Below are 23,475 nucleotides of genomic sequence, written 5' to 3' on the forward strand. Positions count from 1 at the left end.
CGGCTCGATAGAATCTGAACCTTTGACCCGCCGGGCTTGCCTGACAAAAAATTAGGCAATCATTTCTGCCAGGAGGTTCAACATGTCCACCCAACCCGCGCCCGCCGCCATGACCGATGACGAAACAGCGGCCTTTGCCGAGCAGGTCTTCGAGCGTGCCCGCCAAGGCGATGCCGACATGCTCGGGCGCTTGCTTACCAGCGGTCTGCCGGCCAACCTGCGCAATCACAAGGGTGACACCCTGCTGATGTTGGCCAGCTATCACGGCCACCACGACGCGGTTCGCGTGCTGCTGGAGCACAACGCCGACCCGCTGCTTGCCAATGACAATGGGCAACTGCCGATTGCCGGCGCTGCGTTCAAAGGCGACCTGGCGATGATCCGCCTGCTGCTGGAGCACGGCGTGCCGGTGGATGCCGCCGCCCAGGACGGGCGTACCGCGCTGATGCTGGCGGCCATGTTCAACCGCCGCGAGATCATCGACTACTTACTGGCCCAAGGTGCCGACCCGGCGCGCCAGGATGCCCGTGGCGCCACCGCGCTGATGGCCGCGCAAACCATGGGCGCAGTCGATGCGGTAGCGCGCTTGCAAACGCTGGCCGGCTAACCCTGAGGGGGCGTTTGCGGCTATCCTTGGCGACTTTTCACCCGCCGCAGGCCCCCTACATGAAAAACCAGTTGCTCGAACTCATCACCCTCATTGGCGCCGGTTGCATGCGCGAGGAAGACATCGAGCGCATCGCCGACGAGGCCGCCCAGGCCTACGCCGACCCAGCCGCCTTCCTGGCGGCCAATCCGGACATCAACTATGACGACAGCTTCCCCATTGCCTTGGGTGAATGGGTCGTGCTCGGCAGCCTGCCGGACACCGTGTTGTTCCAAGCAGACAGCTACCAAGAGCTGTTCCAGAACATCACCGATTCGTTCGACAAGAGCGTGCCATTCACCCTCAAAGCCAAGCAGCTGGCGCGCACCGAGCCGTTGACCGCACTCAATCGTATCCAGGTGCAGATGGGGGCCTTGAACAAGGAGGCTGGTGGTTATGTGCTGCTCAATTTCAGCCAGTTGCTGGATGATGAGTTGCAGATGGTGATGGTGGGTCAGCACGACCTGGCGCGGGTGCTGGAGCTGGGTGCCGACGTCGGGATCAAGGTTGAGCCGGCTTTGGAAGCCCTGAAGGTCGCGGTTCACGTTTGACCTGATCGGTTGCTGCACTGGCCTCTTTAGCCCAGCGCGGTATCCAGGAACATCATCACCCCGAACCCGCCCATCAACCCCAGGGTCGCCGCCGTCTGGTGGCCGTTGCGGTGGGTTTCTGGAATCACCTCGTGGGACACCACGAAGATCATCGCCCCCGCCGCCAACCCCATGCTAATCGGGTAGGCCAAGGCGAAGCCGGTGGAAATGCCCAGGCCGATGACTGCGCCCAGCGGCTCCATCAAGCCCGAACCGATCGCCACCAGCGCCGCCTTCATGTTCGACAGCCCCGTGGCACGCAGCGCCAACGCCACGGCCAGGCCTTCTGGGATGTCCTGGATGGCGATTGCGCTGGTCAGCGGCAGGCCGATGTTCATGTCGCCATTGGCGAAGCTCACACCAATTGCCATGCCTTCTGGCAGGTTGTGCAGGGTAATCGCCAGCACGAACAGCCACACCCGGTTGATGCGTTCTGCCTCTGGGCCGCATCGGCCGGTGCTTTCATGTTCGTGCGGGGTGAAGCGGTCCAGGCCCAGCATCAGCAGCACGCCCAGGCCCATGCCCAGTACCACGGTGAAGGCCGCCGCCGGGCCGTTGCCGGTGATCTCGCGGGCGGCGTCCAGGCCCGGCAGAATCAGCGAGAATGAACTGGCTGCCAGCATCATGCCCGCAGCAAAACCGAGCATCACATCCTGGGTGCGCGCGCTGACATCGCGCAGCACCACGGCCAGGACTGCCCCCAGGGCGGTGGCAGCAAAACCGGACAGGCCGCCCAGCAACGCCAGGTGCAGGTTGTCGGCATGGTCACCGCTGACCGCGTTCCACAGGCTCGCCGCCAGCAGCACGACGACCGCTAGCAGGCTCAAGCCCAGGCCGGCGCTGAGCCAGGGGGTGTTCACCACCTGTTGTCGCCAGGCGCTCAGCAACGAAGGGGAAGTGGCCGTTTCGGTATGGGCGGGTGGCATGCGAACCTCGAATCAGTGAATACAGGCAGTCTAAGCAAGGACCCGCGCAATCGGCCAAGGATTCCCTTCTATCGACGTGATAGCTGGCTATGCTGTGCTGCAACGTCTTTGCAGGGGAGTAACGGGCATGGGGTCCACATTCAATGGCCTGGTTGGGCTGATCATTCTGGCGCTGGATATCTGGGCGATCCTCAATGTGATCAAGAGCGGCAGCGAAGTGGGGGTCAAGGTGCTGTGGATTTTACTGATCGCGCTGCTGCCGGTGATCGGGCTGGTGATCTGGGCGATTGCCGGGCCCAGGGGCAATATCCGCATCTGACGCCCTGTGTGTAGGAGCGGCCTTGCGTCGCGAACAGGCTGCGCAGCGGCCCCAGGTTCTGTGGCGCAGCAAAAATCGCCGGGGCCGCTGCGCAGCCCGTTCGCGACGCAAGGCCGCTCCTACACACACAGGCAACGGTTGTGAAATAAGCAGAAATGCGGCCGTGACAAAATTTTCACATTGGTTTAAACAGAATCCGCACCCGCACAATGCTGCGTTGGTATAAGCCAGCGCCATCTCCGCAAACCCGCAATCCTAGGACCTTCCCATTCATGGCTAACACGGATGCCTTGAGACAGGGCGCGCGAGCGTCGTTCGCGCCGACCCTGAAATCCCACCTGGCCTACACGCTGCTCAGCGCCCTGGTCATCATGCTGATGCTCAGCCTCGTGCGCCTGGCGCTGTTGGTCTACAACAGCGACATGATCGGCGATACGCCCTATGCGACCGTCGCCGAAGGCTTCCTCAACGGGTTGCGCTTCGACCTGCGGGTGGTGGTGTACATCAGCATTCCGCTGCTGCTGGCCATTCTCAGCCCCTGGGCCATGGCCCGCCGTGGCGTGTTCCGGCTGTGGCTGACCATCGCCTCGAGCGTGGTGATGTTCCTCGGCCTGATGGAGCTGGACTTCTACCGCGAGTTCCACCAGCGCCTCAACGGGCTGGTGTTCCAGTACATCAAGGAAGACCCCAAGACCGTCATGAGCATGCTCTGGTACGGCTTCCCGGTGGTCCGCTACCTGCTGGCCTGGCTCGTTGGTACCTGGCTGCTGAGCCTGCTGTTCAAGGGCGTCGACCGCATGACCCGTGGCGGCCAGTCGGCCGGCGCTACCCTGCAGCGCCCTGCAGCAAAGTGGTACAACCGCCTGGCGGTGTTCATGGTGATCCTGCTGGTGGCCGTGGTTGCTGCCCGTGGCACCCTGCGCCAGGGCCCGCCGATGCGTTGGGGTGATGCCTTTACCACCGACTCCAACTTCGTCAACCAGCTTGGCCTGAACGGCACCCTGACCCTGATCGACGCAGCCAAGAGCCGCTTCGGCGAAGACCGCGCCAATATCTGGAAGCCTGTGCTGGACCAGCCGCTGGCCACGCAGACCGTGCGCGAGCAACTGCTGACCGCCCACGATACCCTGGTCGACGCCGACGAGGCTGCGATCCGCCGTGACTTCGTACCGCCAGCCGAGCGCACCCTGCCGATCAAGAACGTCGTGGTGATCCTCATGGAGAGCTTCGCCGGCCACTCGGTAGGCGCCCTGGGCAGCCCCAACAACATCACCCCGTACTTTGACAAGCTGGCCAAAGAAGGGTTGTTGTTCGACCGCTTCTTCTCCAACGGCACCCATACCCACCAGGGCATGTTCGCCACCATGGCTTGCTTCCCCAACCTGCCAGGCTTCGAATACCTGATGCAGACCCCGGAAGGCGGCCACAAGCTGTCTGGCCTGCCGGCACTGCTCAGCGCCCGTGACTACGACGATGTGTACGTCTACAACGGTGACTTCGCCTGGGACAACCAGTCCGGTTTCTTCGGCAACCAGGGCATGACCACCTTCATTGGCCGTAACGACTTCGTCAACCCGGTGTTCTCCGACCCGACCTGGGGTGTGTCCGACCAGGACATGTTCGACCGTGGCGCCGAAGAACTGGCCAAGCACGACGGCAAGAAGCCGATCTATGCGCTGCTGCAGACCCTGTCCAACCACACCCCGTACGCGCTGCCCAAGGACCTGCCGGTAGAGCCGGTCACCGGCCAGGGCCGCCTGGACGAGCACCTGACCGCCATGCGTTACTCCGACTGGGCCCTGGGCCAGTTCTTCGAGAAGGCGCGCAAACAGCCGTACTTCAAGGAGACGCTGTTCGTCATCGTCGGTGACCACGGCTTCGGCAACCACCAGCAGGTCACCGAACTGGACCTAGGCCGCTTCAACGTGCCGCTGCTGCTGATTGCCCCGGGCATCCAGGAGAAGTTCGGTGCGGTCGACCACACGGTCGGTACCCAGGTCGACATCGTGCCGACCATCATGGGCCGCCTGGGTGGCCAGACCCGCCATCAGTGCTGGGGCCGCGACCTGCTCAACCTGCCTGAGGGCGACCAGGGCGTTGGCATGATCAAGCCGTCGGGCAGCGAGCAGATCGTTGGCCTGGTGCAGGGTGACCGCATCCTCATCGAGTCCAAGGACATGAGCCCGCGCATGTACCGCTACCAGCTGGGCAGCGAGTTCAAGGCCGAGCTGATCGAAAGCCCGGACCAGCCGGAAATGCTGAAAAAGCTGGAAGCGTACATCCAGACCGCAACCAAGAGCCTGTTGGACAACACCGCAGGTGTCGTGCACGGCACACCGAAGTAACGCTGCAACAGGGGCCGCCGTGCGGCCCCTCGTCGGCCAGTGTGGAAGCGGCCCGAACGCCACCACAGAATCCTGCCAACTGAACAATTGCCCCCGCCCAAGGTCAAGCTATACAGACGTCACACACCCGGCGTTGTTTGATTGAGAGGGCTCGTCCAATGAAAGAGTGGGAAGTCATCTTTGCCGACCAGAAAGGCGAACCGACGTCATTGAAGCTGCGGGCCGAGCAGTGCCCCAGCGAAGAAGACGCGGCCCGTGCTATTCGCTCGCAGCTGTTTCCGGTCATGGATGAGCTGGACCTCAACGACTTCCAGGACCGCGCAGTATCCCCCACGGCACGCTGGCTCAAAGAGCAAACTGGCGTGACCATCACCGATATTCACGAAGCGCCCTGATCCGTGCGTTGACGTGGTGCCTGCCCAGGCACTACGCTGGAGCCAGGTGTCAGCCTTTTCTGCGGGCCGGCACCTTTCAATTCGTGTCTTGCATCAGCTCTATACAACTCGATCTGCCCGGCACCGCCGGCAGGTACGTAGTGCCCGGAAAGTCTATCCATTGCTTTGCAGGAGGACGATTCATGAGCAGCCAGAACGACGATATCAGCAGCAATGTCCTGCGCCAGATGAAAGCTGGCGGTTTCGATTTCACCCGTATCCATCCCATCGAGTTCTACGCAGTATTCCCAGACGAAGCCGGCGCACGTCGTGCAGCCGGGCAATTTCGTGGCGAGTCCCTCAACGCCCAGGTGCGCGAAATGAAAGACGGCGCCTGGCACCTTGAACTGAGCAAGGTCATGTATGCCACTTATGGAGGGATTGGCGACTTCGAAGATACGTTCGAGCAGCTCGTGTCACCCTACGGCGGCGAAGTCGAAGGGTGGGGTGTCAAGCACGAGCGGTTGTGCGCCTGACACTCATGGACCGGGGGCTGCCAAGCAGCCCCAGCATCTCAGGGCTTGCGCCCAGCCATATGCCCCAGATAAGCCAATAGCGCATCCAGCTCCTGGTCGCTCAGCACACCCTCTGTAAACCCCGGCATCTTCGCCTGTGGCCAGCGCCGCAGGCTCTGTGGGTCACGTATCAGCTGGCGCAGAAACGCCGGTTGGAAGTACTCGGTAGGGTTGTGCGGCAGGTTCAGGTCCGGCCCCAGCTGGGCGTCACCTGCACCATTGAGGCGGTGGCAGGCCAGGCAATTTTGCTGAAACAGCGCAAAGCCCTGGCGCACCGGGTGCTCGGCTGGCAGCTTCGGGTCTGGCAATAGCGCGGGGAAACGCTGTTCGACCGAGGCCAGGCGGCGGATGGTGGCGATCTGAAACGGCCACTGTTCCGGGCGTATGCCACTGGCTTGCGGTGCCGTCCATACCAGGTAGAACGGCCCGGCACTCGGTTTGCCTTTGCCTAGCCCTGGCCACGGTTTGGCGGGGTCTTCGATCGCCAGCCAGGCACGTGCCGGCCCTTCCTGCAGCAGCGGGGCTGCGGGCATTTCGGCAGCAAAACCATCCAAGGCCACGGCTTGCAGGTGGTCCCTGGCAGCTACCCCCTGCAGCAGCGCAGACAGGGGGACGGCCCGATAGTGCATGGGGCGCTTATAGGAAACGTCCTGCTCGATGCGGATGTCCTGGGCCTGCGGGTGGCCAAGCAGTTCAGCGCTGCTCCACTGGCGCGAGTGTGCACCCAGCTCCAGGTGCAGCTGCGCCGCCGACAGTGGCAGGCTGAGTAGCAAGGCGAGTAGGGCAAGGCATTGGCGCATGGTTAATCTCCGACCATCAAGGCCGGCAGGTTACCTGTGCGTTGCCTGTTGGCGCCACAGCCGCCGTCAGCCGAACAAACGTGTCAGGTTCGGCAGGATCAGCAGTAAAGTCGTGGCAAAGACAATGAGCCCCGCTTGGCGTATTTTTGATTGTCTGAACATGGCGGACCGCCTTCTTGTTGTTATTCCTGAATACCCGTTGGCTTCCTTGTCGCGTCTCGGGTCGATCACAGTGGCGTCTGTTGTCGCCTGGTCTGCTTGCCTCTTGAACGTGCATATACAACCAACAGTAGGGTGTGTGGCATCCATGTTTGAGAACCCTTTGTTCTAATTGTAAGGTCAGTTAATTTCATTGCGTTATGAGGCCAATTGCCAGCTGGCTGGCATGCTCTCACTAGACCGCTGCGTTGGCGCCAACGATACGCCGGCAAAATATGACCGTTCGTCAGTGCGGCCTACTTGCTTGTACGTGCCTTTCGCGGCAGTCTCTACAGCAGATTCCCACCCATGTCGTTCAGGACTATCCCTATGTCGTTACGCATCTGCATCCTGGAAACCGATGTCCTGCGACCGGAGTTGACGGCGCAGTACCACGGCTATGGCAGGATGTTCGAGCAGTTGTTCTCGCGTCAGTCGATCGCCGCCGAGTTTCGTGTGTACAACGTGATGAACGGCGACTACCCCGCCGACGATGAAGTGTTCGATGCCTATCTGGTGACCGGCAGCAAGGCCGATTCGTTCGGTGCCGATCCGTGGATCCAGCAACTCAAGGCCTACCTGTTGAAGCTTTACGCACGCGGCGAGAAGCTGCTGGGCGTCTGTTTCGGCCATCAACTGCTGGCCCTGACCCTGGGTGGCAAGGCTGAACGGGCGGAGCAGGGCTGGGGGGTGGGTATCCACCGTTACTCACTGGCGGCACATGCGCCGTGGATGGACCCGCAGGTGTCCGAGCTGACCTTGCTGATCAGCCACCAGGACCAGGTGACCGAGTTGCCGGAAGGCGCTACCGTAATTGCCTCCAGCGACTTCTGCCCGAACGCCGCCTACCACATTGGTGACCAGGTGCTGTGCTTCCAGGGGCATCCGGAGTTCGTGCACGACTACTCCAAAGCGTTACTGGATGCGCGCCAGGCGTATCTGGGTGATGAGGTTTACCACAAGGCCGTGGCCAGCCTGGCCACCGAGCATCAGGGCGACCTGGTGGGGGAGTGGATGTTGCGGTTTATTGAGCAGCCGGTGAACAAGGGTAATCTGGCGTGAGGGTTTGGGGTCGCCAAGCGGCCCCGGCAATCTCACAACCAACCCGATTTCTTGAAGCTGGCATACAACCCCGTGCAGCCCAGCCCAATCACCCCCAGCACGCCAAAATACCCGTACTGCCACCCCAGTTCCGGCATGTTCTGAAAGTTCATCCCATAGATCCCGGCAATCGCCGTAGGGAAGGCCAGTATCGCTGCCCAGGCCGCGAACTTGCGCTGCACGATGCTCTGGCGCGACGACTCCAGCAACATGCCGATCTCGATGGTCTGGCTGGCGATATCGCGAATGCCGGCCAAGTCTTCCATCTGTCGCGTAACGTGAATCTGTACGTCGCGAAAGTACGGGCGCATGTTCTTGTCGATGAACGGGAAGCTCAAACGCTGCAGTTCCTCGCTCACCTCCACCATCGGCGCCACGTAGCGGCGTAAGCGCAGAATATCGCGGCGCAGGCTGTGCAGGCGGCGGATGTCATCCTCTTGCAGCGAGCCACCGAGCACGCTCTGCTCCAGCTCCTCGATCTCGCCATGAATGGCTTCGCTGACCGGTTGGTAGTTCTCGGTCACAAAATCCAATAGCGCGTACAGCACGAAGTCCTCGCCGTGTTCCAGCAGCAAAGGCCGCGCCTCGCAGCGTTGGCGCACCAGTGCATAGGATTTGGAGTGGCCGTTGCGGCAGGTGATGATGTAGCCATTGCCGGCGAAGATATGGGTTTCGATGAACTCCAGCTTGCCCTCATGACGCACCGGCGAATAAGTGACGATGAACAGCGCGTCGCCAAAAGTTTCAAGCTTGGGCCGGCTGTGTTTTTCCAGGGCATCTTCGATGGCCAGCTCGTGCAGGTTGAACTGGCGCTGCAGGGTGGCCAACTCCTCGGCGTTGGGCTCCTCCAGGCCGATCCAGACGAAGTGGCCAGGCTTGCACGCCCATTCGCTGCCTTCGTCGATGCTGATATTGGTGACTTTTCTGCCGGCGCTGTACACCGCCGATGCCACGACTCGACCCATGGTTGTCCACTTATTCGGTTGAACACGGTTTACAGCTTGGGCTGTAAGGCGCTTGAGGGCAACCTAGTGGCTCGCCAGTTCAGCTTCCATGCGGTCGATGCACTGCTGCATCTGGCTGCGGCACTGCTCGATCAGTGCGGGGATGTCCCGCTGGCTCAAGCCTGCCGTGGCAATCGGTGGCAGCGAGCGCACGATCACCGTTCGCCGCCGCCAGCTGTTCAGGCTCAGGCGCCGGGCATAACGGCTGACGCACACTGGCACGATCGGCACGCCGGCTTCGATGGCCATGTGGAAGGCGCCTTTCTTGAAGGCCAGCAGGTGTTCGTCCGGGTTGCGGGTGCCCTCCGGGAAGATCCAGATCGAGGTGTCGTTGTGCAGAACGTGGGTGGTCTTTTGCAGTGCCTTGCGCGCCTGGTAGGGGTTCTTGCGGTCGACCAGTACGTTGCCGCCCAGCCAGAACAGTTGGCCGAACAACGGGATCCAGCCCAGGCTCTTCTTGCCGATGGCCACGGTGCGCTTCGGCACCACCTGGCCAATGACGAACAGGTCGAAATTGGACTGGTGGTTGGCGACGATGACGCACCCGGGAGGGTGATCGAACAGCGGGCCGACTTCGGCCTTTAGCCGGATACGCATCAGCCAAGTGGCCGGCACGCTATAGAGCCGGGCAAAGAGCCGGCTGTTGTCGGGGTTGAAGGGGCGGCACAGGCCGATCACCAGGCCTATGCCGCCCACCAGCAGAAAATGCAGGCCTAACAGGAGCATGCGCAACGAATAAAGCATGACGAGACTCACACCAGACAGTCGAATTCCAGTGTACGACTGTACACTGGAAGAGGCAAATGTCGGGGTGGGTCTTTGGCTTAACCCATCGGGTTCTGGTCCAGCTCGATGGCTTTATCCAGGGCATCGAGCAGGCCCTTGCGCACCTTGAGCTTGGTGTTCTTGTGCGCCAGCATGTTCAGCTTCTTCAATTCACGGGCAGCGGCCAGCGCCGCTTCGTGCAGTTGCTCGGCCGGCACCACCTTGTCGAGGAAGCCGGCGTCCAGCGCCCCTTGCGGGTCGAAGATCTCGGCATTGATCACCGAGCGGTGGAAGGCCGAGCGGCGCAGGCGGTCACGGGCCAGCTCGATGCCGGCATGGTGCATGGTCATGCCGATCTGCACTTCGTTCAGGCACACCTTGTACGGCCCTTCGACGCCGATGCGGTAGTCGGCCGACAGCAGCAGGAAGGCACCTTTGGCCACGGCATTGCCAGGGCAGGCGACGATCACCGGGAACGGGTGCGACAACAGGCGGCGGGCGAGGGTGGAGCCGGCGGTGACCAGGCTGATCGCTTCTTTGGGGCCGGCGGTCATGACCTTGAGGTCGTAGCCCCCAGAGAGTATGCCCGGCTGCCCGGTGATGATGACCACTGCACGTTCCTGCTCTGCGCGGTCGAGGGCGGCGTTGAAGGCGATGATGACATCCGGCGAGATGGCGTTGACCTTGCCGTTGCTCAGGGTCAGGGTGGCGATGCCGTCTTCGGCGTGGTAGGTAATCAGCTCGCTCATGGCAGAGTCCTTTGGGTGGCGTGCTTGCGACGTTACCCAGCACTGCCTGCCAGGTAAAGCAGCAAGGCTGACTGGCCGGTCAGCGTTTGCCCGGCATGCCTTGGCGCGCCGGGGCAGGGCCTGTGCAGGCGGTAAAAGCGCAGGCGAGAATGGCAGCATTGCCCTGGCGACCTCGGGTTTTCAGTGAATTTGCATAAACGCATGAAATTTCTGAAAAAAATGCTTGCCAAAGAAAAGCTCTTCCACTAAATTAGCGCGCCTCGACAGGCTGAAAGGCTTGAAGAGAAACGGTGAAGTGTCCGAGTGGTCGAAGGAGCACGCCTGGAAAGTGTGTATACGAGAAATCGTATCAAGGGTTCAAATCCCTTCTTCACCGCCACATTCTACAAAAAGCCCCCGCGCTGAAAAGCGCGGGGGCTTTTTGTTTTCACAGCGCTAATGGCGCTGCTGCGTGGCCCCTTGCCACATTGTGGGGGCGAGTAACCCCGCCCCCACAGACGGTTGATCAGAAGCTCACGGATGCCGACAAGCGTGCCGTGCGCGGCGCGCCCTGGAACAGGTAGTTGTCCCCCAGGTAATCCCCCACATCGCGCCAGTAGCGTTTGTCGAACACGTTATCCACAGTCAACCGCAGCACCGTGTCATACCCCCCGATGCGCGTGCGGTAACGGCTACCCACATCAAAGACGGTATAACCTCCCACCTCGACATTGCCCGCCTGGCTGGCATATTTGCTGGCGCTGTAGCGCGCACCTCCGAGTAACGCCAGGCCCGGTACCGGCAGGCTGTATTCGGCCTGCAGGGCCGCACGCAGCTTGGGCACGTTGATGGCCTGGTGGCCTTCGTAAGCATCGGTCCCGCTGTTTTTTACCCGCGCGCGGATGGCGGCGGCGCTGGCCTGAACCTGCAGGTTCGAGGTCACCCAGCCGCTGGCACCCAGCTCCAGGCCGGTGTTCTTCTGTTGGCCTTGCTGGACGTAGGTGAAGTTACCCTCGCCATCCGGGCGTGCGTATTGGTACGCCTGGCGGATCTGGAACAGCGCGGCAGTGAAGCTTAAGCCTTGCCAGTCACGCTTGATGCCCAGCTCCAGTTGGCGAGACAAGGTCGGGGCGAGGATTTCGGCAGCGTTGCTGGCAAACCAGGGGGCGGTGCCACCGGCCGACAAGCCTTTTGAGTAGCTTGCGTACAGCGTGGTGTCCGGGCCTGGTTTGTAGATGAGCGCAGCGTTAGGAAGCAATTGATACTGTTGAGTATGTCGCCCGGCTTCACCGTCCTCCTTCCATGTTTTCTCGTCGAGGCGTACCTCACGGGCGCCAATCACGGTTTGCCAATGTTCGTTGAGCGTGATGCGGTCGCTGATGAACAGGCCATACTGGCGACTGTCGAGGCGACGCTCGCTTGAGCCAATCGGTTTGTCTGATGGCGGTTGAGCTGGCGACCCGCTGTAGATATTTCCAGGATGTTCCAGCAACTCGTTGTAGTAACTGCGTTGATCGAGTGTCCGTCGTTGCGCGCTGGTTCCCAGTGTCAGCTCATTACTAACCCCCATGGTGTCGAAACGACCATTGAGCGTGGCCTGTGCCTCATCTATGCGGCGCGTATCGTCGGGGCTGCGGAAGTCGTAGATGTCGTAATCACCCTCTGGGCTGAAGTGTGACTGCCAGCCATCTTCGCTGCCCCACGCAAACGCGCTGTAATCGTCGATCACCACCTTGCTGCGCGACGCGCTCAACGTCCCGGTCCATGCCTCGCTGAAGCGGTATTCGAAGCGCCCGCCCAGGTTCAGCGAATCGTTCTGCACCGGCTTGGCCCACTGTTGGTAGGCCAGGCGATCATCCGGGTCGATACCGTGGGGCACCTGCGTACCGCCGAGCAACTGGTAACCGGGAACCGAGCGCTGCTCACGGTGCTGGTACTCGGCGTCCAGCTGCAAGGTAGCATCCGGGTTGATCTGCCAGTCAAAGGCCAGCGAGGCGAAGTCGCGCTTGCCGTCGGCATGGTCGACATAGCTGCGGATGTCCTCATGGGCCAGGTTGGCGCGCAGGCCGAACTGCCGCTCACTGCCGAACCAGCCGCCCAGGTCGGTGGCCAGGTAGCGCTCGCCCTGTTCGTTGGTCGACACCGTCACGCTACGCACGTCTTCGGCGCGCTTGGTCACGTAGTTGATCAGCCCGCCAGGCTCCGAAACGCCACTCTGCAGGCCGGACAAGCCCTTGAGCAGCTCCACTTGCTGCTTGTTTTCCAGGGCCACGTTCTGCTCGCCAGCGAGGGTCTGGCCATTGATCCGGTAGCTGCTGGCGGCATTGAGCGCGAAGCCACGTACGTTGAAGTTTTCGTAATAGCCGATGGGCGCGTAGCTTTCACCCACCGAGGCATCGCTTTGCAGCACTTCGCTGAGCTTGCGCACCTGGCGGTCCTCCAGCAGTTGCTGGCTGAACACGCTGACCGAGGCCGGGGTGTCGAGCAGTGGCGCGGCCTGCAAGCCTGCTACCGACGCTTCGCGTACCTGGTAGCCGTCGTCGCCATAGCGGTCGGAAACCCGCAGTGGCTCCAGCATGACGCTGTCTTCGGCAAGACCATGAGGGCAATGCAAGGCTAGGCCCAGGCTGAGCAAGCTCAGGGGCAGGCGGGGGCGAAGCGGGGGCATGCGGGGCTCCTGAAGGCCGGTACGGGCCGTGAAAAAGGCGGCATCTTAACAGCCGCCTTCACCCTGAAACGATCAGGGCCTCGCGATATTCAGTGGTTGCTGGCCGGGCGCTTGTGCTGGCGCCAACTGTCGTCGATCTTCGACCAGGTCTTGCCATCGGTGACGGCCAACAGTTTGCGCCCATCCTTGAAGGTGGCAAGGAAGGTGGCTTCTTGCTCCTTGCCGCCCAGCCAGAGCCCGGCCAGCAACCCCACCGGGCCGGCCACCAGGGCGCCTGCCACACCCCAGCCGAGGGCAGTGCCCAGGCTGCGGCTGGACTCCAGGCTGGCCAACCTGAGGTCGCTGATGCGCGTGAGGGAGATCCGCTCGCCCGGCGAAGGGCTGCGCGGGGTCTTGAGTGTGAGCGATCCGTTGCGATACTCGCCTTCACCTTGCAAGAAATCGCCGGATTGCACCGTGAGTCTTGTCATTGGGTCTTCCTGTCAGAAGGGCATTGTCCAGCGCCTACTGAGCGCTGCCCGCCCTGGCAAGTCAACGGCCAAGCGACGGAGGGTAGTGCGTTGCAGTGTCGCGGCCCAAGCGCTTGCGCTCGGCCAGCGCCCAGGCCAGCAGCGCCACTGTACCGATCACCAGCCCGGCAACGACGATGCCGATCCAGCCTTGGCGCTGGAACAGTTGCGTGCCCAGCAGCGACCCCAGCGCACCGCCGATGAAGTAACAGGTGATGTAGCCGGCATTGAGCCGCGTGCGTGCCTCAGGCCGCAGCGCGATCACCGCATTCTGGTTGCTGACGTGCACCAGTTGCACTGCCAGGTCGAGCATCAGCACCCCCAGCAGCAGGGCCGGCAGCGAGTATTCGGCAAAGCCCAGCGGCACCCACGACAGCAGCAGTACCACCAACCCCACCGTGGTGCCCAGCGAGCCCTTGCCGCGGTCAGCCAGGCGCCCGGCCCAGTTGGCCGACAGTGCCCCCGCCGCGCCGGCCAGGCCGAACAGGCCGATTACCGCATCCGAGTAAAAGTAAGGCTCTTGTGCCAGCAAAAATGCCAGCGGTGTCCAGAACAGCGCGAACAGGCTGAACGCCAACAGGCCGAGCAACGCCCGCAGGCGCAGCACCGGTTCTTCGAAGAACAGGCGGAATACCGAGCCGATCAGCGCCGGGTATTTCAGCCCGGCAGGGTTGTGATGCTGCGGCAAGCTGCGGTACAGGGCAAAGGCAGTGATGGCCATCAGCACGGCGGCCAGTACGTAGATACTGCGCCAGCCCCCCAGTTCAGCCATGAAGCCGGCCGCCGTGCGGGCCAGCAGGATACCCAGCAACAAGCCGCTCATCAGGGTGCCGATCGCGCGCCCGCGCTGATGCGGCTCACTCAAGGTCGCGGCCATGGGTACCAGGATCTGCGCCACCACCGAGAACAGGCCGGTCAGCGCGGTGCCTAGCAGCAACCACGGCAGGTTCGGCGCGCAGGCGCTGATGACCAGGCCGAGGGTGGCGATGGCGGTCATCACAGTGATCAGGCGGCGCTGTTCGAACAGGTCGCCCAGCGGTGCCAGCAACAGCAGGCCGGCGCCGTAGCTGAGCTGGGCGGCGATGACGATGCTGCCGGCGCTGGCGGTACTCAGCCCGAATTGCTGGGCGATGCTGTGCAGCAACGGCTGGGCATAGTAGTTGCTGGCCACGGCCAGGCCGGTGGCGGTGGCCATCAGCAGAATCAGGGCGCGACTGAGGGTTGGGGTGTTCATGGGGATCTCGAGGGCAGGGGGCTTTATTCTAGGGCCGGTAGGGGTAGGGCAGTTGAGTTTTAGTGCCCTGCACCCCGCCGCCTTCACCACATCAAGCCGCAAAGCCACCATCGGCCGTCAAACTGGCCCCGGTGATATACCCCGCCTCCGGCCCCGCCAGGTAAGCCACAAAACTGGCAATCTCATCCACCTGCCCATAACGCCCGATCGCCATCAGCGGTATCAGGCTTTCGGCAAACTCGCCGCTGGCCGGGTTCATGTCGGTGTCCACCGGGCCGGGCTGCACGTTGTTGACGGTGATGCCCTGCGGGCCAAGGTCGCGGGCCATGCCCCGGGTCAGCCCCACCAGTGCCGACTTGCTCATGGCATAGGGTGCGCCACCGGCAAACGGCATCCGCTCGGCGTTGGTGCTACCGATATTGATGATGCGCCCACCCTGGCCCATGTAGCGCACGGCTGCCTGGCTGGCGACGAACACACTGCGCACGTTCACCGCCAGCATGCGGTCGAAATCGGCCAGGTCGAACTCGGCAATCGGGGCCACGGTCAGCACACCGGCGTTGTTGACCAGGATGTCGAGCCCACCGAAGGCCTTGGCGGTGTCATCCACCGCCAACTGCACGGCTGCCGCGTCGGCGCTGTCGGCCCGCAGGGCCAGGGCCTGGCCGCCGTTGCCGATGATTTCCTGGGCCAGCTGTTCGGCCGGGCCGGCCGAGCTCACGTAGGTGAAGGCAACCCGTGCGCCTTCGCGGGCCAGGCGGCGGACGATGGCCGCGCCAATGCCACGGGAACCGCCTTGGACCAGGGCAACTTTACCGTCGAGGGGAAGTTGTTTGGACATGCTGATCTCCTGCTGGGAAGCAAGGCCGAATGCCTTGGATGGGCGCAGTATCGGTGGCTAATTACCTGCTGATAAGATGGCAATCACTATCAGCAGAGTAAACCTTTGGTTGTGAATCATGGCCATGGAGTCTTTCAACGCCCTCGAGTGCTTTATCCGTAGCGCCGAGGTTGGCAGTTTTGCCGAGGCTGCCCGCCGTCTGAGCCTCACGCCTGCCGCAGTCGGCAAGCATGTGGCCCAGCTGGAGGCCCGGTTGGGCGTGCGCCTGTTCCAGCGTAGTACCCGCAAGCTGACCCTGACCGAAGCGGGCCAGCGCTTTCTGGGGGAGGTGAGTGACAGCTTTCGCACCATCCAGTATGCCGTGGCCAACCTAGCCAGTGCCGAAGGCCAGCCGGCCGGGTTGCTGCGGGTGAGCATGGGCACGGTGTTCGGGCGGCTCTATGTGTTGCCGCTGCTGGGGGAGTTTTTGCGTCGTTACCCCGCTATCACCCCAGACTGGCATTTCGACAATCGCCAGGTCGATTTGATCGGCCAGGGTTTCGATGCGGCCATTGGGGGTGGTTTCGAGCTGCCACTGGGCGTGGTGGCGCGCAAGTTGACACCCGCCCATCGGGTGCTGGTGGCGGCGCCTGGCTATCTGGACCAGCGCCCACCCATCGATGGCCCGCAGGCGTTGCAGCGCCATGACGGAATCCTGATTCGCTCACCCCAGACCGGACGGGTGCGCTCCTGGCCGCTGACCAGCCGCTGGCACGAGCAGCAGCCGTTGCTGCTGCGTCAGGCGATGACCATGAGTGATTCGGATGCGGCTTGTGCGGTTGCGCAGCAGGGTTTGGGCATCGCATTGGTCAGTCTGCCGTTTGCGGTACCTTACCTGCAGGCAGGGCGACTGCAGCGGGTGTTGCCGGACTGGTATGTGGACGATGGGCATATCAGCTTGTATTACGCCGAGCACAAACTGTTGCCGAGGAAGACGCGGGCGTTCATCGATTTTGTCGTGGAGCAGTTTGCGCAGCAGGGGTTGGCGGGGCAATTCGATGCGTTGCAGCGCCTTTAGATGAATGTTGCCTAGCCCGGCCTTTTCGCGGGGCAAGCCCGCGCCCACAGGTACCGCACAAGTCTTGGGTTAAGTGAAGATGATCTTGTGGGAGCGGGCTTGCCCCGCGAAGAGGCCAGCTCAGACGACCTCACTAATGAACAGTACCTGTGCCCCCAGGCTCACCTCATCATCGACCCGCTTGCCCATCAGCTGTTGCCCCAGCGGCGAGCGTGGTGTAATCACCGTCACCAGCTCGTCGCCGTCGCCAATCTTCAACCCCGCCGCCTCGGGCCCGAGAAACAGCCGGCGCTGCTGGCCATCCTCATCCTCAAGGGTCACCAGATTGCTCACTTGTATACCCCGCAGCGGGTCGTAGTCGCTCAGTAGCAGTTGCTGGTAGATCTGCAGCGCCTGGCGGATCTCGGCCGTGCGGCGCGCCTGGCCGGTGGCGAGGTACGAGGCTTCCAGGCCTAGCGTGTCGTACTTGTTCTCGGCGATGTTCTCTTCGGCGGTGGCAGCTTCGTACGCGGTCTGCGCCGCGCGGCTCAGCACGTCCACGTCATGTTCGAGGGTCGCGACGATGCGCGTGAGAAGCAGGGGCTTGTCCATCTTCAGTAACAGAACTCCAGCACATTGGCCTGGCTTTTATCGGTAGGTGCGGTGCGGTTCTGCTGCAGCCAGAACTGGCACTTGGGGCTGTTGAGGTTGCGCGGGTTACCCTGGGCGGCCTCGGCGGCCTGTTGCCGTTCCTGTTGTTGCAGGATGCCCTTGTAGCGCTCGAACATCTCACCCTGCGCATCCACCGGGGGCGCGGCGGGTTGGCCGAGGGCAGGGGCCAGGGCCTGGGCAACCGGCTGCACCTGCTCGGGCCACAGTTGCACTGCCAGCCATAGGCTCACGGCAATGGCCACGGCGCCCAGCCACAGGCCAATGGCCACGCACAGGGTCAGCTGCAAAGGCTTGAGGGTGATCTTCAGTTCGCGGTGGCGGGGCATGGCGGCCTCCTGGCAGGGTGGGGCGGCGTGCATTGTCGCACGCTGCTGGCGAATTTTACCCGCAGGTGCTTTTGTCGACGACAATTTATCCGCAGAATCCGCGGTTTTCCGCACCATGAGGGGGAGGGCACATGAAGGCCACCTGGGACATCTTTTGCACCGTCGTCGACAATTATGGCGATATCGGCGTGACCTGGCGCCTGGCGCGGCAACTGGTGGACGAGCACGAAATCGCAGTGCGCCTGTGGGTGGACGACCTGAATGCCTTCGTGCCGATGTGCCCCGGGGCCGATGCCGCAGCGTTGCAGCAGTGGCAGCAGGGCGTCGATGTGCGCCAGTGGCCGGCCGAATGGGTGCCGATTGAGCCCGCAGATGTGGTGATCGGCGCCTTCGCCTGCCAGTTGCCGGCGCACTATGTCGAGGCCATGCGCGCCCGGGCGAAGCCGCCGCTGTGGCTGAACCTCGAATACCTCAGCGCCGAGCACTGGGTGGAAGGCTGCCACGGCTTGCCGTCCCCCCAGGCCAACGGCTTGCGCAAGGTGTTCTTCTTCCCCGGCTTTACCGAGAAGACCGGCGGCCTGTTGCGCGAGGCCACGCTGCTGGCGCGGCGCCAGGCCTTCGAACAGTCCGCCGAGGCCCGCCAGGCGTTCTTGCAACGGCTTGGTGTGTACCCCGAGGTGCAGGCGCGGCTGATCTCGCTGTTCGCCTATGAAAACACCCAGCTGGGCAATTGGCTGGATGCGTTGGCGGCAGATAGCCAGCCGACCCACCTGCTGGTGCCGCAAGGGCGCATTCTGGCTGACGTCGGCAGCTGGTTGGGCCTGGTCCGGCTGGAGGTGGGCGATGTGCGCGTCCGTGGGGCGCTGACCGTGCAGATTTTGCCGTTCGTCAGCCAGGACGATTATGATCGGTTGCTGTGGAGCTGCGATTTCAATGCCGTGCGCGGCGAAGACTCGTTCGTGCGCGCGCAATGGGCCGGGCGCCCGATGCTGTGGCACATCTACGTGCAGGACGAGAACGCCCATTGGGAAAAGCTCGAAGCGTTCCTTGAGCATTATCGACACGGCCTGTCAGCCGATGCCTCTGCCGCCCTGGTGGCATTGTGGCGTGCCTGGAACATGGACCGTGACGTCGGCCAGGCGTGGCAAGCGGCCCAGCAACACTGGCCAGAACTGCAACAGCATGCCCGTGATTGGGCGGCCCGTCAGGCCACTCGGCCAGACCTTGCCATGGCGCTGGTACAGTTTTACCGAAATTGGCTATGATATGCGGCCTCGATTTTTATAAATCCATCCAGATTCGGATACTTCGCAATGAAAACTGGTAAAGAACTGAAACCCGGTACCGTACTGCGGATCGACAACGACCCGTGGCTGGTGCAAAAAGCTGAGTTCACCAAATCGGGCCGTAACAGCGCGATCATGAAGACCAAGCTGAAGAACCTGCTGACCGGCTACAAGACCGAAACCGTATACGGTGCGGACGACAAGCTGGACGATGTGATCCTGGATCGCAAAGAAGCGACCCTGTCGTTCATCAGCGGTGACACGTACACCTTCATGGACACCACCGACTATTCCATGTACGAGCTGAACGCCGAGGATATCGAAGCCGTTCTGCCGTTCATCGAAGAAGGCATGGAAGACATCTGCGAAGCCGTCTTCTTCGAAGGCCGCCTGGTGTCGGTAGAACTGCCGACCACCATCGTGCGCCAGGTTGACTACACCGAAGGTTCCGCTCGCGGCGACACTTCGGGCAAGGTCATGAAACCTGCCAAGCTGAAGAACGGTACTGAGCTCAGCGTTGCTGACTTCATCGAAATCGGCGACCTGATCGAGATCGATACCCGCGAAGGCGGTTCGTACAAAGGCCGCGCCAAGAAGTAAGTGTTCTTGAGATGCAGCAAAAAACCCGGCCTCGGCCGGGTTTTTTTATACCTGTGTTCAGACCGTCACATGCAGCCTTACATCCACATTGCCGCGGGTGGCATTGGAGTAAGGGCAGACCTTGTGCGCCTTCTCCACCAGCCCTTCGGCATCGGCCTGGGCCAGGCCTGGCAGGTTGATGTGCAGGTCGATGTCCAGGCCGAAACCACCCTCAATCTGGCCAATGCCCACCTTGGCAGTGATCGAGGCATCTGCTGGCAGGGCTTTCTTCTCTTGCCCGGCAACAAACTTCAGGGCACCGATGAAGCAGGCCGAGTAGCCGGCAGCGAACATCTGCTCTGGGTTGGTGCCTTCACCCCCCGCGCCGCCCAATTCCTTGGGGGTGCTCAGCTTGACCTCCAGCTTGCCGTCGCTGGAGCGGGATTTGCCGTCGCGCCCGCCGGTGGAGGTGGCTTCGGCGATGTACAGCGGAGTGACCTTTTGCATCTTGAGCCTCGCTAACGTGCTGTGCGCGACCTGGGGTGAGGTGGCGCTGGGTGGGTGTGGGATTTAAATTAGCGCGCAATTAGTTTGCGCGCAAGATAAATATTCACCGCTCATCCGAACGGCCATCTCACAGCATAGCGCTCAGAGGTTTTTCTGCAGGTTTTCGCGCAGGTCCAGCAGGTCGGCTTGCAGCTGTTGCAGGCGCTGCAAGCTGCGCCCGCTGGCCTTGAGGATGCACGGTGGCACCTGTTTGGCCTGTTGCTGCAGGTCGCGGCCCTTGTCGGTCAACTGCACCAATACCACCCGTTCGTCCTCGCGGCTGCGGGTGCGCTTGAGCAGGCCTTCGCTTTCCAGGCGCTTGAGCAGCGGGGTCAGCGAGCCAGGGTCGGTGAGCAGGTGCTGGCTGATCTCGCCCACGGTCAGGCCGTCCCGCTCCCATAGCACCAGCATCGCCAAGTATTGCGGGTAGGTCAGGCCCAGCGCCTGCAGCAGCGGTTTGTAGACCTTGGTCATCAGCAACGAGGTTGAATGCAGGGCGAAGCAGACCTGGTTGTCCAGCAGCAGCTCGTCACAGGAGGCTTGGGTGTCGGCGTTCATGCAGGTCCTTGGAATCATCAATGGGAAAATCTAGCACGCTGATCATCAGTGCGTTCACTGCCAGCGCAGTTCACTGCGCAGCGCCAGGTCCCAGGGTGGAATGGGGCTGAAACGGCTCTTGAGAAATTCGAGCAGCAAACGGCTGCGAGAGTTCGTTTCATGTGCAAGGCGCAGCGCATAAATACCGCTGCTCTCGGCTGCCGGCAGGCCGCCGTCGCAGAACAGCGCAATCAGTTCGCCGCGCAGCAGGTATTCGCTGATCAGCCAGGTGGGCAGGTGGGCGACGCCTAAACCGGCCAAGGCGCCAAACAGCAAGGTTTCGGCGTTGTTGGCGGCCATGCGCATGCGTGTTGGCCGATACAGTCGGGCCTGGCCCGCCACGTTGAAGCGCCAGGCGAAAGGCGGTGCCAGGCCGTCCCAGTCCAGGCCGTCATGTTCAGGCAGTTCGCTGGGGCACGCCGGTACGCCACGGCTGGCCAAGTAGGCTGGGCTGGCGCAGGCGATGCGCACCATGTACGCCAGCGGCGTGGCCACCAGGCGGGTGTCGGCCAGGGGACCTGCGCGCAACACCAGGTCGACCTCGCCCAGGTGGCTGCCGTGCAGGTCGACGAAGCTGTCGATCAGGCGCAGGTGCACGTCCAGCCCCGGGTACGCCACCAGAAAGTCGGCGATGGCCGGGGCCAGGTGGCGGCGGCCGAACGCGGCGGGGGCGTCGATGCGGATCAAGCCTTCCGGGGCGCTGCTCAATGACACGGCTTCGGCGCGGGCCAGGCGTAGTTCCTCGATGATACGCCGTGCGCGCTCGGCAAAGGCATTGCCTGCCGGTGTGGCACGCACCGCGTGAGTGCTGCGGGTGAACAGGCGGCTGCCCACCGCGTTTTCCAGGTTGTCGATGCGCCGGGCCACGGCCGAGGGCGTCAGCGGGTGGCGCCGAGCGGCGGCGGAAAAACTGCCGGTTTCCAGCACATCGAGGAACAGGCTGAGTTGGTCGGTAAGGATGTCAGGGCTCATGGCGGCTCGGCTTTGCAGAAAACGCACAGCCATTGTGCGCTGCTGTGCGTTTCCCCACCAGCCCCGACTCGGTAGCATGCGCCCATTGCTAAAGAACGGCACAAGAGGCCCTGATGATCGAGTGGTTGTTGTATAGCGTGCTGGGCGCAGCCCTGGGCACCATGGGCGGTTTGTTCGGCATCGGCGGTGGGCTGATTGCCATCCCGGCGCTGGGCGTGTTGTTCGGGCTGGACCAACAACTGGCGCAGGGCACTGCGTTGGTCATGGTGGTACCGAATGTGTTGCTGGCGCTGTGGCGCTACCACCAGCGCAATCGCATCGAACTGCGCCATGCGCTGCCGTTGGCGTTGTGCAGTTTGCTGTTCGCCTGGCTGGGTTCGATCTGGGCGGTGGGCATCGATGCCCAGGCCATGCGCCTGGGGTTTGTCGGTTTTCTGGTGGCGCTGGCCATCTGGAACGTGGCGCGGTTGTTCTTGAGGGTTGCGCCGCCAAGCCCTGAAATGCGCTATGCCTGGCCATGGCTGGGGGTGCTGGGCAGCTTTGCCGGAACCATGGGTGGGCTGTTCGGGGTGGGGGGCGCGGTGGTTGCGACGCCGATACTGACCAGTGTGTTCGGCACCACGCAGGTGGTGGCGCAAGGGCTCTCGCTGGCATTGGCGGCGCCCAGTACGGCGGTGACTCTGCTGACGTATGGCGTGCACCAGAGTGTCGATTGGGCGGTGGGAATACCCTTGGCGGTGGGTGGGTTGCTCAGCATCAGCTGGGGCGTGAGGTTGGCGCATGCCTTGCCAGAGAAAGTGTTGCGGGCGATGTTTTGTGTGTTTCTGGTGGTGTGTGCGGTGATGCTGGGGTTTGAGCTTTGAGCTTTGAGCTTTGAGCTTTGAGCTTTGAGCTTTGAGCTTTGAGCTTTGGGGGCCGCGGTGCGGCCCTTTCGCGACGCAAGGCCGCTCCTACTTGAAGCCTTCGACGATGTAGTCGGCCATGCAATCGGTGATCGGCGAAGGGTTCTGCGTACTGCGCACCAACATCACATTGGCCACCGGTAACTGCGGCAACCCATCGTTATCGCCGAGAATCCGGATATTGCCGCCCACCAGGCTCTGCAACTGCGCCGTTACTGCCAGCCCGGCCGTGACGATGGCAAAGATCGCCGCCAGGCTGGGGCTGGTATAGGCAATGCGGTAGTCGATGCCCTGTGCCTCCAGCGCATTGCAGGTCCAGGCGCGGCAAAAGCAGTCGGTATTGAACAGCGCCACCGGCATGGGCCGTTGCTCCTGTGGGCAAAACCCTTCGGCCGCAGCCCACACCAGGCGCTCCTGGCGCAGCAACTGGCCAACTTCGTTGCCCGGCTCGCGGGTGACGATGGTCAGGTCCAGGTCCTGGCGCAGCATCAACTGCTTCGACGAGTCGCAATGCACCTCCACCTGCACCAGCGGGTAGGCCTGGGCAAAACTCGACAGGATGGTCGGCAGAAAGCGCATGGCGTAGTCGTCCGGCGTGCCGATGCGCACTACCCCGACCATGTGCGGCATGCGCAAGGTATTGAACACTTCCCCGTGCAGCTTGAGGATGCGCCTGGCGTAGCCGAGCAGTACCTGCCCCTCGGCGGTAAGGCGCACCTGGCGACCATCGCGCTCGAACAGCTGGCGCTGCAGGATATCTTCCTCCAGGCGTTTCATCTGCATGCTCACCGCCGACTGGGTGCGGTTGACCACCTCGCCGGCGCGCGTGAAGCCGCCTTGTTCGGCAATGGCGACGAAAGTGCGCAACACGTCGGCATCGAGGCTTTGATACTGGGACATAGCATCAATCTCCGAGATGCATGGCATCAGAAACAT

At 62.6% G+C, this 23,475-nt stretch carries 26 protein-coding genes and 1 tRNA gene; 12 read left to right on the forward strand and 15 right to left on the reverse strand.

Annotation, left to right across the window (positions count from 1 at the left end):
• Window positions 1–82 precede the first annotated feature (82 nt).
• Window positions 83–607 (forward strand): ankyrin repeat domain-containing protein, encoded by a 525-nt coding sequence (locus LOY26_RS06835; protein WP_258714512.1) that lies wholly within the window; start codon window positions 83–85, stop codon window positions 605–607.
• A 59-nt stretch (window positions 608–666) separates the two neighbouring features.
• On the forward strand, window positions 667–1,197 hold the full coding sequence (locus tag LOY26_RS06840) for a hypothetical protein (protein ID WP_186659362.1): 531 nt from the start codon (window positions 667–669) through the stop codon (window positions 1,195–1,197).
• Between the two features lie 26 nt (window positions 1,198–1,223).
• Here the strand turns inward: LOY26_RS06840 and LOY26_RS06845 are convergent, their stop codons facing one another.
• On the reverse strand, window positions 1,224–2,162 hold the full coding sequence (locus tag LOY26_RS06845) for a ZIP family metal transporter (protein ID WP_033700643.1): 939 nt from the start codon (window positions 2,160–2,162) through the stop codon (window positions 1,224–1,226).
• Between the two features lie 127 nt (window positions 2,163–2,289).
• On the opposite strand from LOY26_RS06845, the gene LOY26_RS06850 reads away from it, so the two are divergent.
• From LOY26_RS06850 to LOY26_RS06865, 4 genes are all read left to right on the forward strand, one after another.
• Window positions 2,290–2,481 carry a PLDc N-terminal domain-containing protein gene (locus tag LOY26_RS06850; protein WP_033700642.1) on the forward strand — a complete coding sequence of 64 codons (192 nt, stop codon included), beginning with the start codon at window positions 2,290–2,292 and terminating at the stop codon, window positions 2,479–2,481.
• A gap of 272 nt (window positions 2,482–2,753) precedes the next feature.
• Window positions 2,754–4,826: an LTA synthase family protein gene (locus LOY26_RS06855; protein ID WP_186659364.1), complete on the forward strand. Its 2,073-nt coding sequence runs from the start codon at window positions 2,754–2,756 to the stop codon at window positions 4,824–4,826.
• Between the two features lie 158 nt (window positions 4,827–4,984).
• Window positions 4,985–5,221 carry a hypothetical protein gene (locus tag LOY26_RS06860; RefSeq protein WP_186659366.1) on the forward strand — a complete coding sequence of 79 codons (237 nt, stop codon included), beginning with the start codon at window positions 4,985–4,987 and terminating at the stop codon, window positions 5,219–5,221.
• A gap of 182 nt (window positions 5,222–5,403) precedes the next feature.
• A complete protein-coding gene (locus LOY26_RS06865; protein ID WP_186659368.1) occupies window positions 5,404–5,736 on the forward strand; it encodes a ribonuclease E inhibitor RraB in 333 nt (110 codons plus the stop codon).
• Between the two features lie 38 nt (window positions 5,737–5,774).
• Here LOY26_RS06865 and LOY26_RS06870 read toward each other — a convergent pair whose 3' ends face one another.
• On the reverse strand, window positions 5,775–6,575 hold the full coding sequence (locus tag LOY26_RS06870) for a c-type cytochrome (protein WP_258714513.1): 801 nt from the start codon (window positions 6,573–6,575) through the stop codon (window positions 5,775–5,777).
• Between the two features lie 528 nt (window positions 6,576–7,103).
• On the opposite strand from LOY26_RS06870, the gene LOY26_RS06875 reads away from it, so the two are divergent.
• Window positions 7,104–7,835, forward strand: a complete 732-nt coding sequence (locus LOY26_RS06875; protein ID WP_186659372.1) for an amidotransferase — start codon at window positions 7,104–7,106, stop codon at window positions 7,833–7,835.
• 32 nt (window positions 7,836–7,867) lie between these two features.
• Here the strand turns inward: LOY26_RS06875 and LOY26_RS06880 are convergent, their stop codons facing one another.
• The 3 genes from LOY26_RS06880 to LOY26_RS06890 all read right to left on the reverse strand — a co-directional run bounded on the left by LOY26_RS06880 (window position 7,868) and on the right by LOY26_RS06890 (window position 10,392).
• Window positions 7,868–8,839: a magnesium and cobalt transport protein CorA gene (locus LOY26_RS06880; RefSeq protein ID WP_033700634.1), complete on the reverse strand. Its 972-nt coding sequence runs from the start codon at window positions 8,837–8,839 to the stop codon at window positions 7,868–7,870.
• A 63-nt stretch (window positions 8,840–8,902) separates the two neighbouring features.
• Entirely contained in the window at window positions 8,903–9,622 is a 720-nt protein-coding gene (locus tag LOY26_RS06885) for a 1-acyl-sn-glycerol-3-phosphate acyltransferase (protein ID WP_033700632.1), read from the reverse strand.
• 80 nt (window positions 9,623–9,702) lie between these two features.
• Window positions 9,703–10,392 (reverse strand): crotonase/enoyl-CoA hydratase family protein, encoded by a 690-nt coding sequence (locus LOY26_RS06890; protein WP_186659374.1) that lies wholly within the window; start codon window positions 10,390–10,392, stop codon window positions 9,703–9,705.
• A gap of 289 nt (window positions 10,393–10,681) precedes the next feature.
• Here LOY26_RS06890 and LOY26_RS06895 point away from each other — a divergent pair.
• Window positions 10,682–10,771: transfer RNA gene (locus LOY26_RS06895), tRNA-Ser, on the forward strand.
• A 126-nt stretch (window positions 10,772–10,897) separates the two neighbouring features.
• On the opposite strand, the gene LOY26_RS06900 is transcribed toward LOY26_RS06895, so the two are convergent.
• The 4 genes from LOY26_RS06900 to LOY26_RS06915 form a co-directional block, all read right to left on the reverse strand.
• Window positions 10,898–13,039, reverse strand: coding sequence for a TonB-dependent siderophore receptor (locus LOY26_RS06900; RefSeq protein ID WP_258714514.1), 2,142 nt, complete (start codon window positions 13,037–13,039; stop codon window positions 10,898–10,900).
• 89 nt (window positions 13,040–13,128) lie between these two features.
• The gene (locus LOY26_RS06905; RefSeq protein ID WP_033700629.1) at window positions 13,129–13,509 is read right to left on the reverse strand and encodes a hypothetical protein; all 381 of its coding nucleotides are present in this window, start codon (window positions 13,507–13,509) and stop codon (window positions 13,129–13,131) included.
• A 61-nt stretch (window positions 13,510–13,570) separates the two neighbouring features.
• Entirely contained in the window at window positions 13,571–14,782 is a 1,212-nt protein-coding gene (locus LOY26_RS06910; protein WP_186659378.1) for an MFS transporter, read from the reverse strand.
• 91 nt (window positions 14,783–14,873) lie between these two features.
• Window positions 14,874–15,623 (reverse strand): 3-oxoacyl-ACP reductase family protein, encoded by a 750-nt coding sequence (locus tag LOY26_RS06915; protein WP_033700627.1) that lies wholly within the window; start codon window positions 15,621–15,623, stop codon window positions 14,874–14,876.
• A 118-nt stretch (window positions 15,624–15,741) separates the two neighbouring features.
• Between LOY26_RS06915 and LOY26_RS06920 the strand changes: the two genes are divergently transcribed.
• Window positions 15,742–16,680 (forward strand): LysR family transcriptional regulator, encoded by a 939-nt coding sequence (locus LOY26_RS06920; protein ID WP_258714515.1) that lies wholly within the window; start codon window positions 15,742–15,744, stop codon window positions 16,678–16,680.
• A 120-nt stretch (window positions 16,681–16,800) separates the two neighbouring features.
• Here LOY26_RS06920 and LOY26_RS06925 read toward each other — a convergent pair whose 3' ends face one another.
• Both LOY26_RS06925 and LOY26_RS06930 read right to left on the reverse strand, forming a co-directional pair.
• On the reverse strand, window positions 16,801–17,271 hold the full coding sequence (locus LOY26_RS06925) for a GreA/GreB family elongation factor (protein ID WP_258714516.1): 471 nt from the start codon (window positions 17,269–17,271) through the stop codon (window positions 16,801–16,803).
• Window positions 17,272–17,273: 2 nt separating this feature from the next.
• Window positions 17,274–17,657: a hypothetical protein gene (locus LOY26_RS06930; RefSeq protein ID WP_033700624.1), complete on the reverse strand. Its 384-nt coding sequence runs from the start codon at window positions 17,655–17,657 to the stop codon at window positions 17,274–17,276.
• Between the two features lie 131 nt (window positions 17,658–17,788).
• Here LOY26_RS06930 and earP point away from each other — a divergent pair, with 131 nt between their 5' ends.
• Window positions 17,789–18,922, forward strand: a complete 1,134-nt coding sequence (gene earP / locus LOY26_RS06935; RefSeq protein ID WP_258714517.1) for an elongation factor P maturation arginine rhamnosyltransferase EarP — start codon at window positions 17,789–17,791, stop codon at window positions 18,920–18,922.
• 48 nt (window positions 18,923–18,970) lie between these two features.
• Entirely contained in the window at window positions 18,971–19,543 is a 573-nt protein-coding gene (locus LOY26_RS06940; protein WP_033700622.1) for an elongation factor P, read from the forward strand.
• 57 nt (window positions 19,544–19,600) lie between these two features.
• Here LOY26_RS06940 and LOY26_RS06945 read toward each other — a convergent pair whose 3' ends face one another.
• The 3 genes from LOY26_RS06945 to LOY26_RS06955 all read right to left on the reverse strand — a co-directional run bounded on the left by LOY26_RS06945 (window position 19,601) and on the right by LOY26_RS06955 (window position 21,637).
• On the reverse strand, window positions 19,601–20,029 hold the full coding sequence (locus LOY26_RS06945; RefSeq protein ID WP_033700621.1) for an organic hydroperoxide resistance protein: 429 nt from the start codon (window positions 20,027–20,029) through the stop codon (window positions 19,601–19,603).
• 141 nt (window positions 20,030–20,170) lie between these two features.
• Window positions 20,171–20,626 (reverse strand): MarR family winged helix-turn-helix transcriptional regulator, encoded by a 456-nt coding sequence (locus LOY26_RS06950; protein ID WP_033700620.1) that lies wholly within the window; start codon window positions 20,624–20,626, stop codon window positions 20,171–20,173.
• A gap of 54 nt (window positions 20,627–20,680) precedes the next feature.
• A complete protein-coding gene (locus LOY26_RS06955) occupies window positions 20,681–21,637 on the reverse strand; it encodes a LysR family transcriptional regulator (protein WP_033700619.1) in 957 nt (318 codons plus the stop codon).
• 113 nt (window positions 21,638–21,750) lie between these two features.
• On the opposite strand from LOY26_RS06955, the gene LOY26_RS06960 reads away from it, so the two are divergent.
• Complete coding sequence (locus tag LOY26_RS06960) at window positions 21,751–22,500, forward strand: sulfite exporter TauE/SafE family protein (RefSeq protein ID WP_258714518.1); 750 nt, start codon at window positions 21,751–21,753, stop codon at window positions 22,498–22,500.
• Window positions 22,501–22,587: 87 nt separating this feature from the next.
• On the opposite strand, the gene LOY26_RS06965 is transcribed toward LOY26_RS06960, so the two are convergent.
• On the reverse strand, window positions 22,588–23,439 hold the full coding sequence (locus LOY26_RS06965) for a LysR substrate-binding domain-containing protein (RefSeq protein ID WP_186659394.1): 852 nt from the start codon (window positions 23,437–23,439) through the stop codon (window positions 22,588–22,590).
• Window positions 23,440–23,475 lie beyond the last annotated feature (36 nt).

It is taken from the genome of Pseudomonas sp. B21-047 (assembly GCF_024748775.1).
In the GTDB taxonomy this organism is placed as follows: Bacteria; Pseudomonadota; Gammaproteobacteria; order Pseudomonadales; family Pseudomonadaceae; genus Aquipseudomonas; species Aquipseudomonas capeferrum.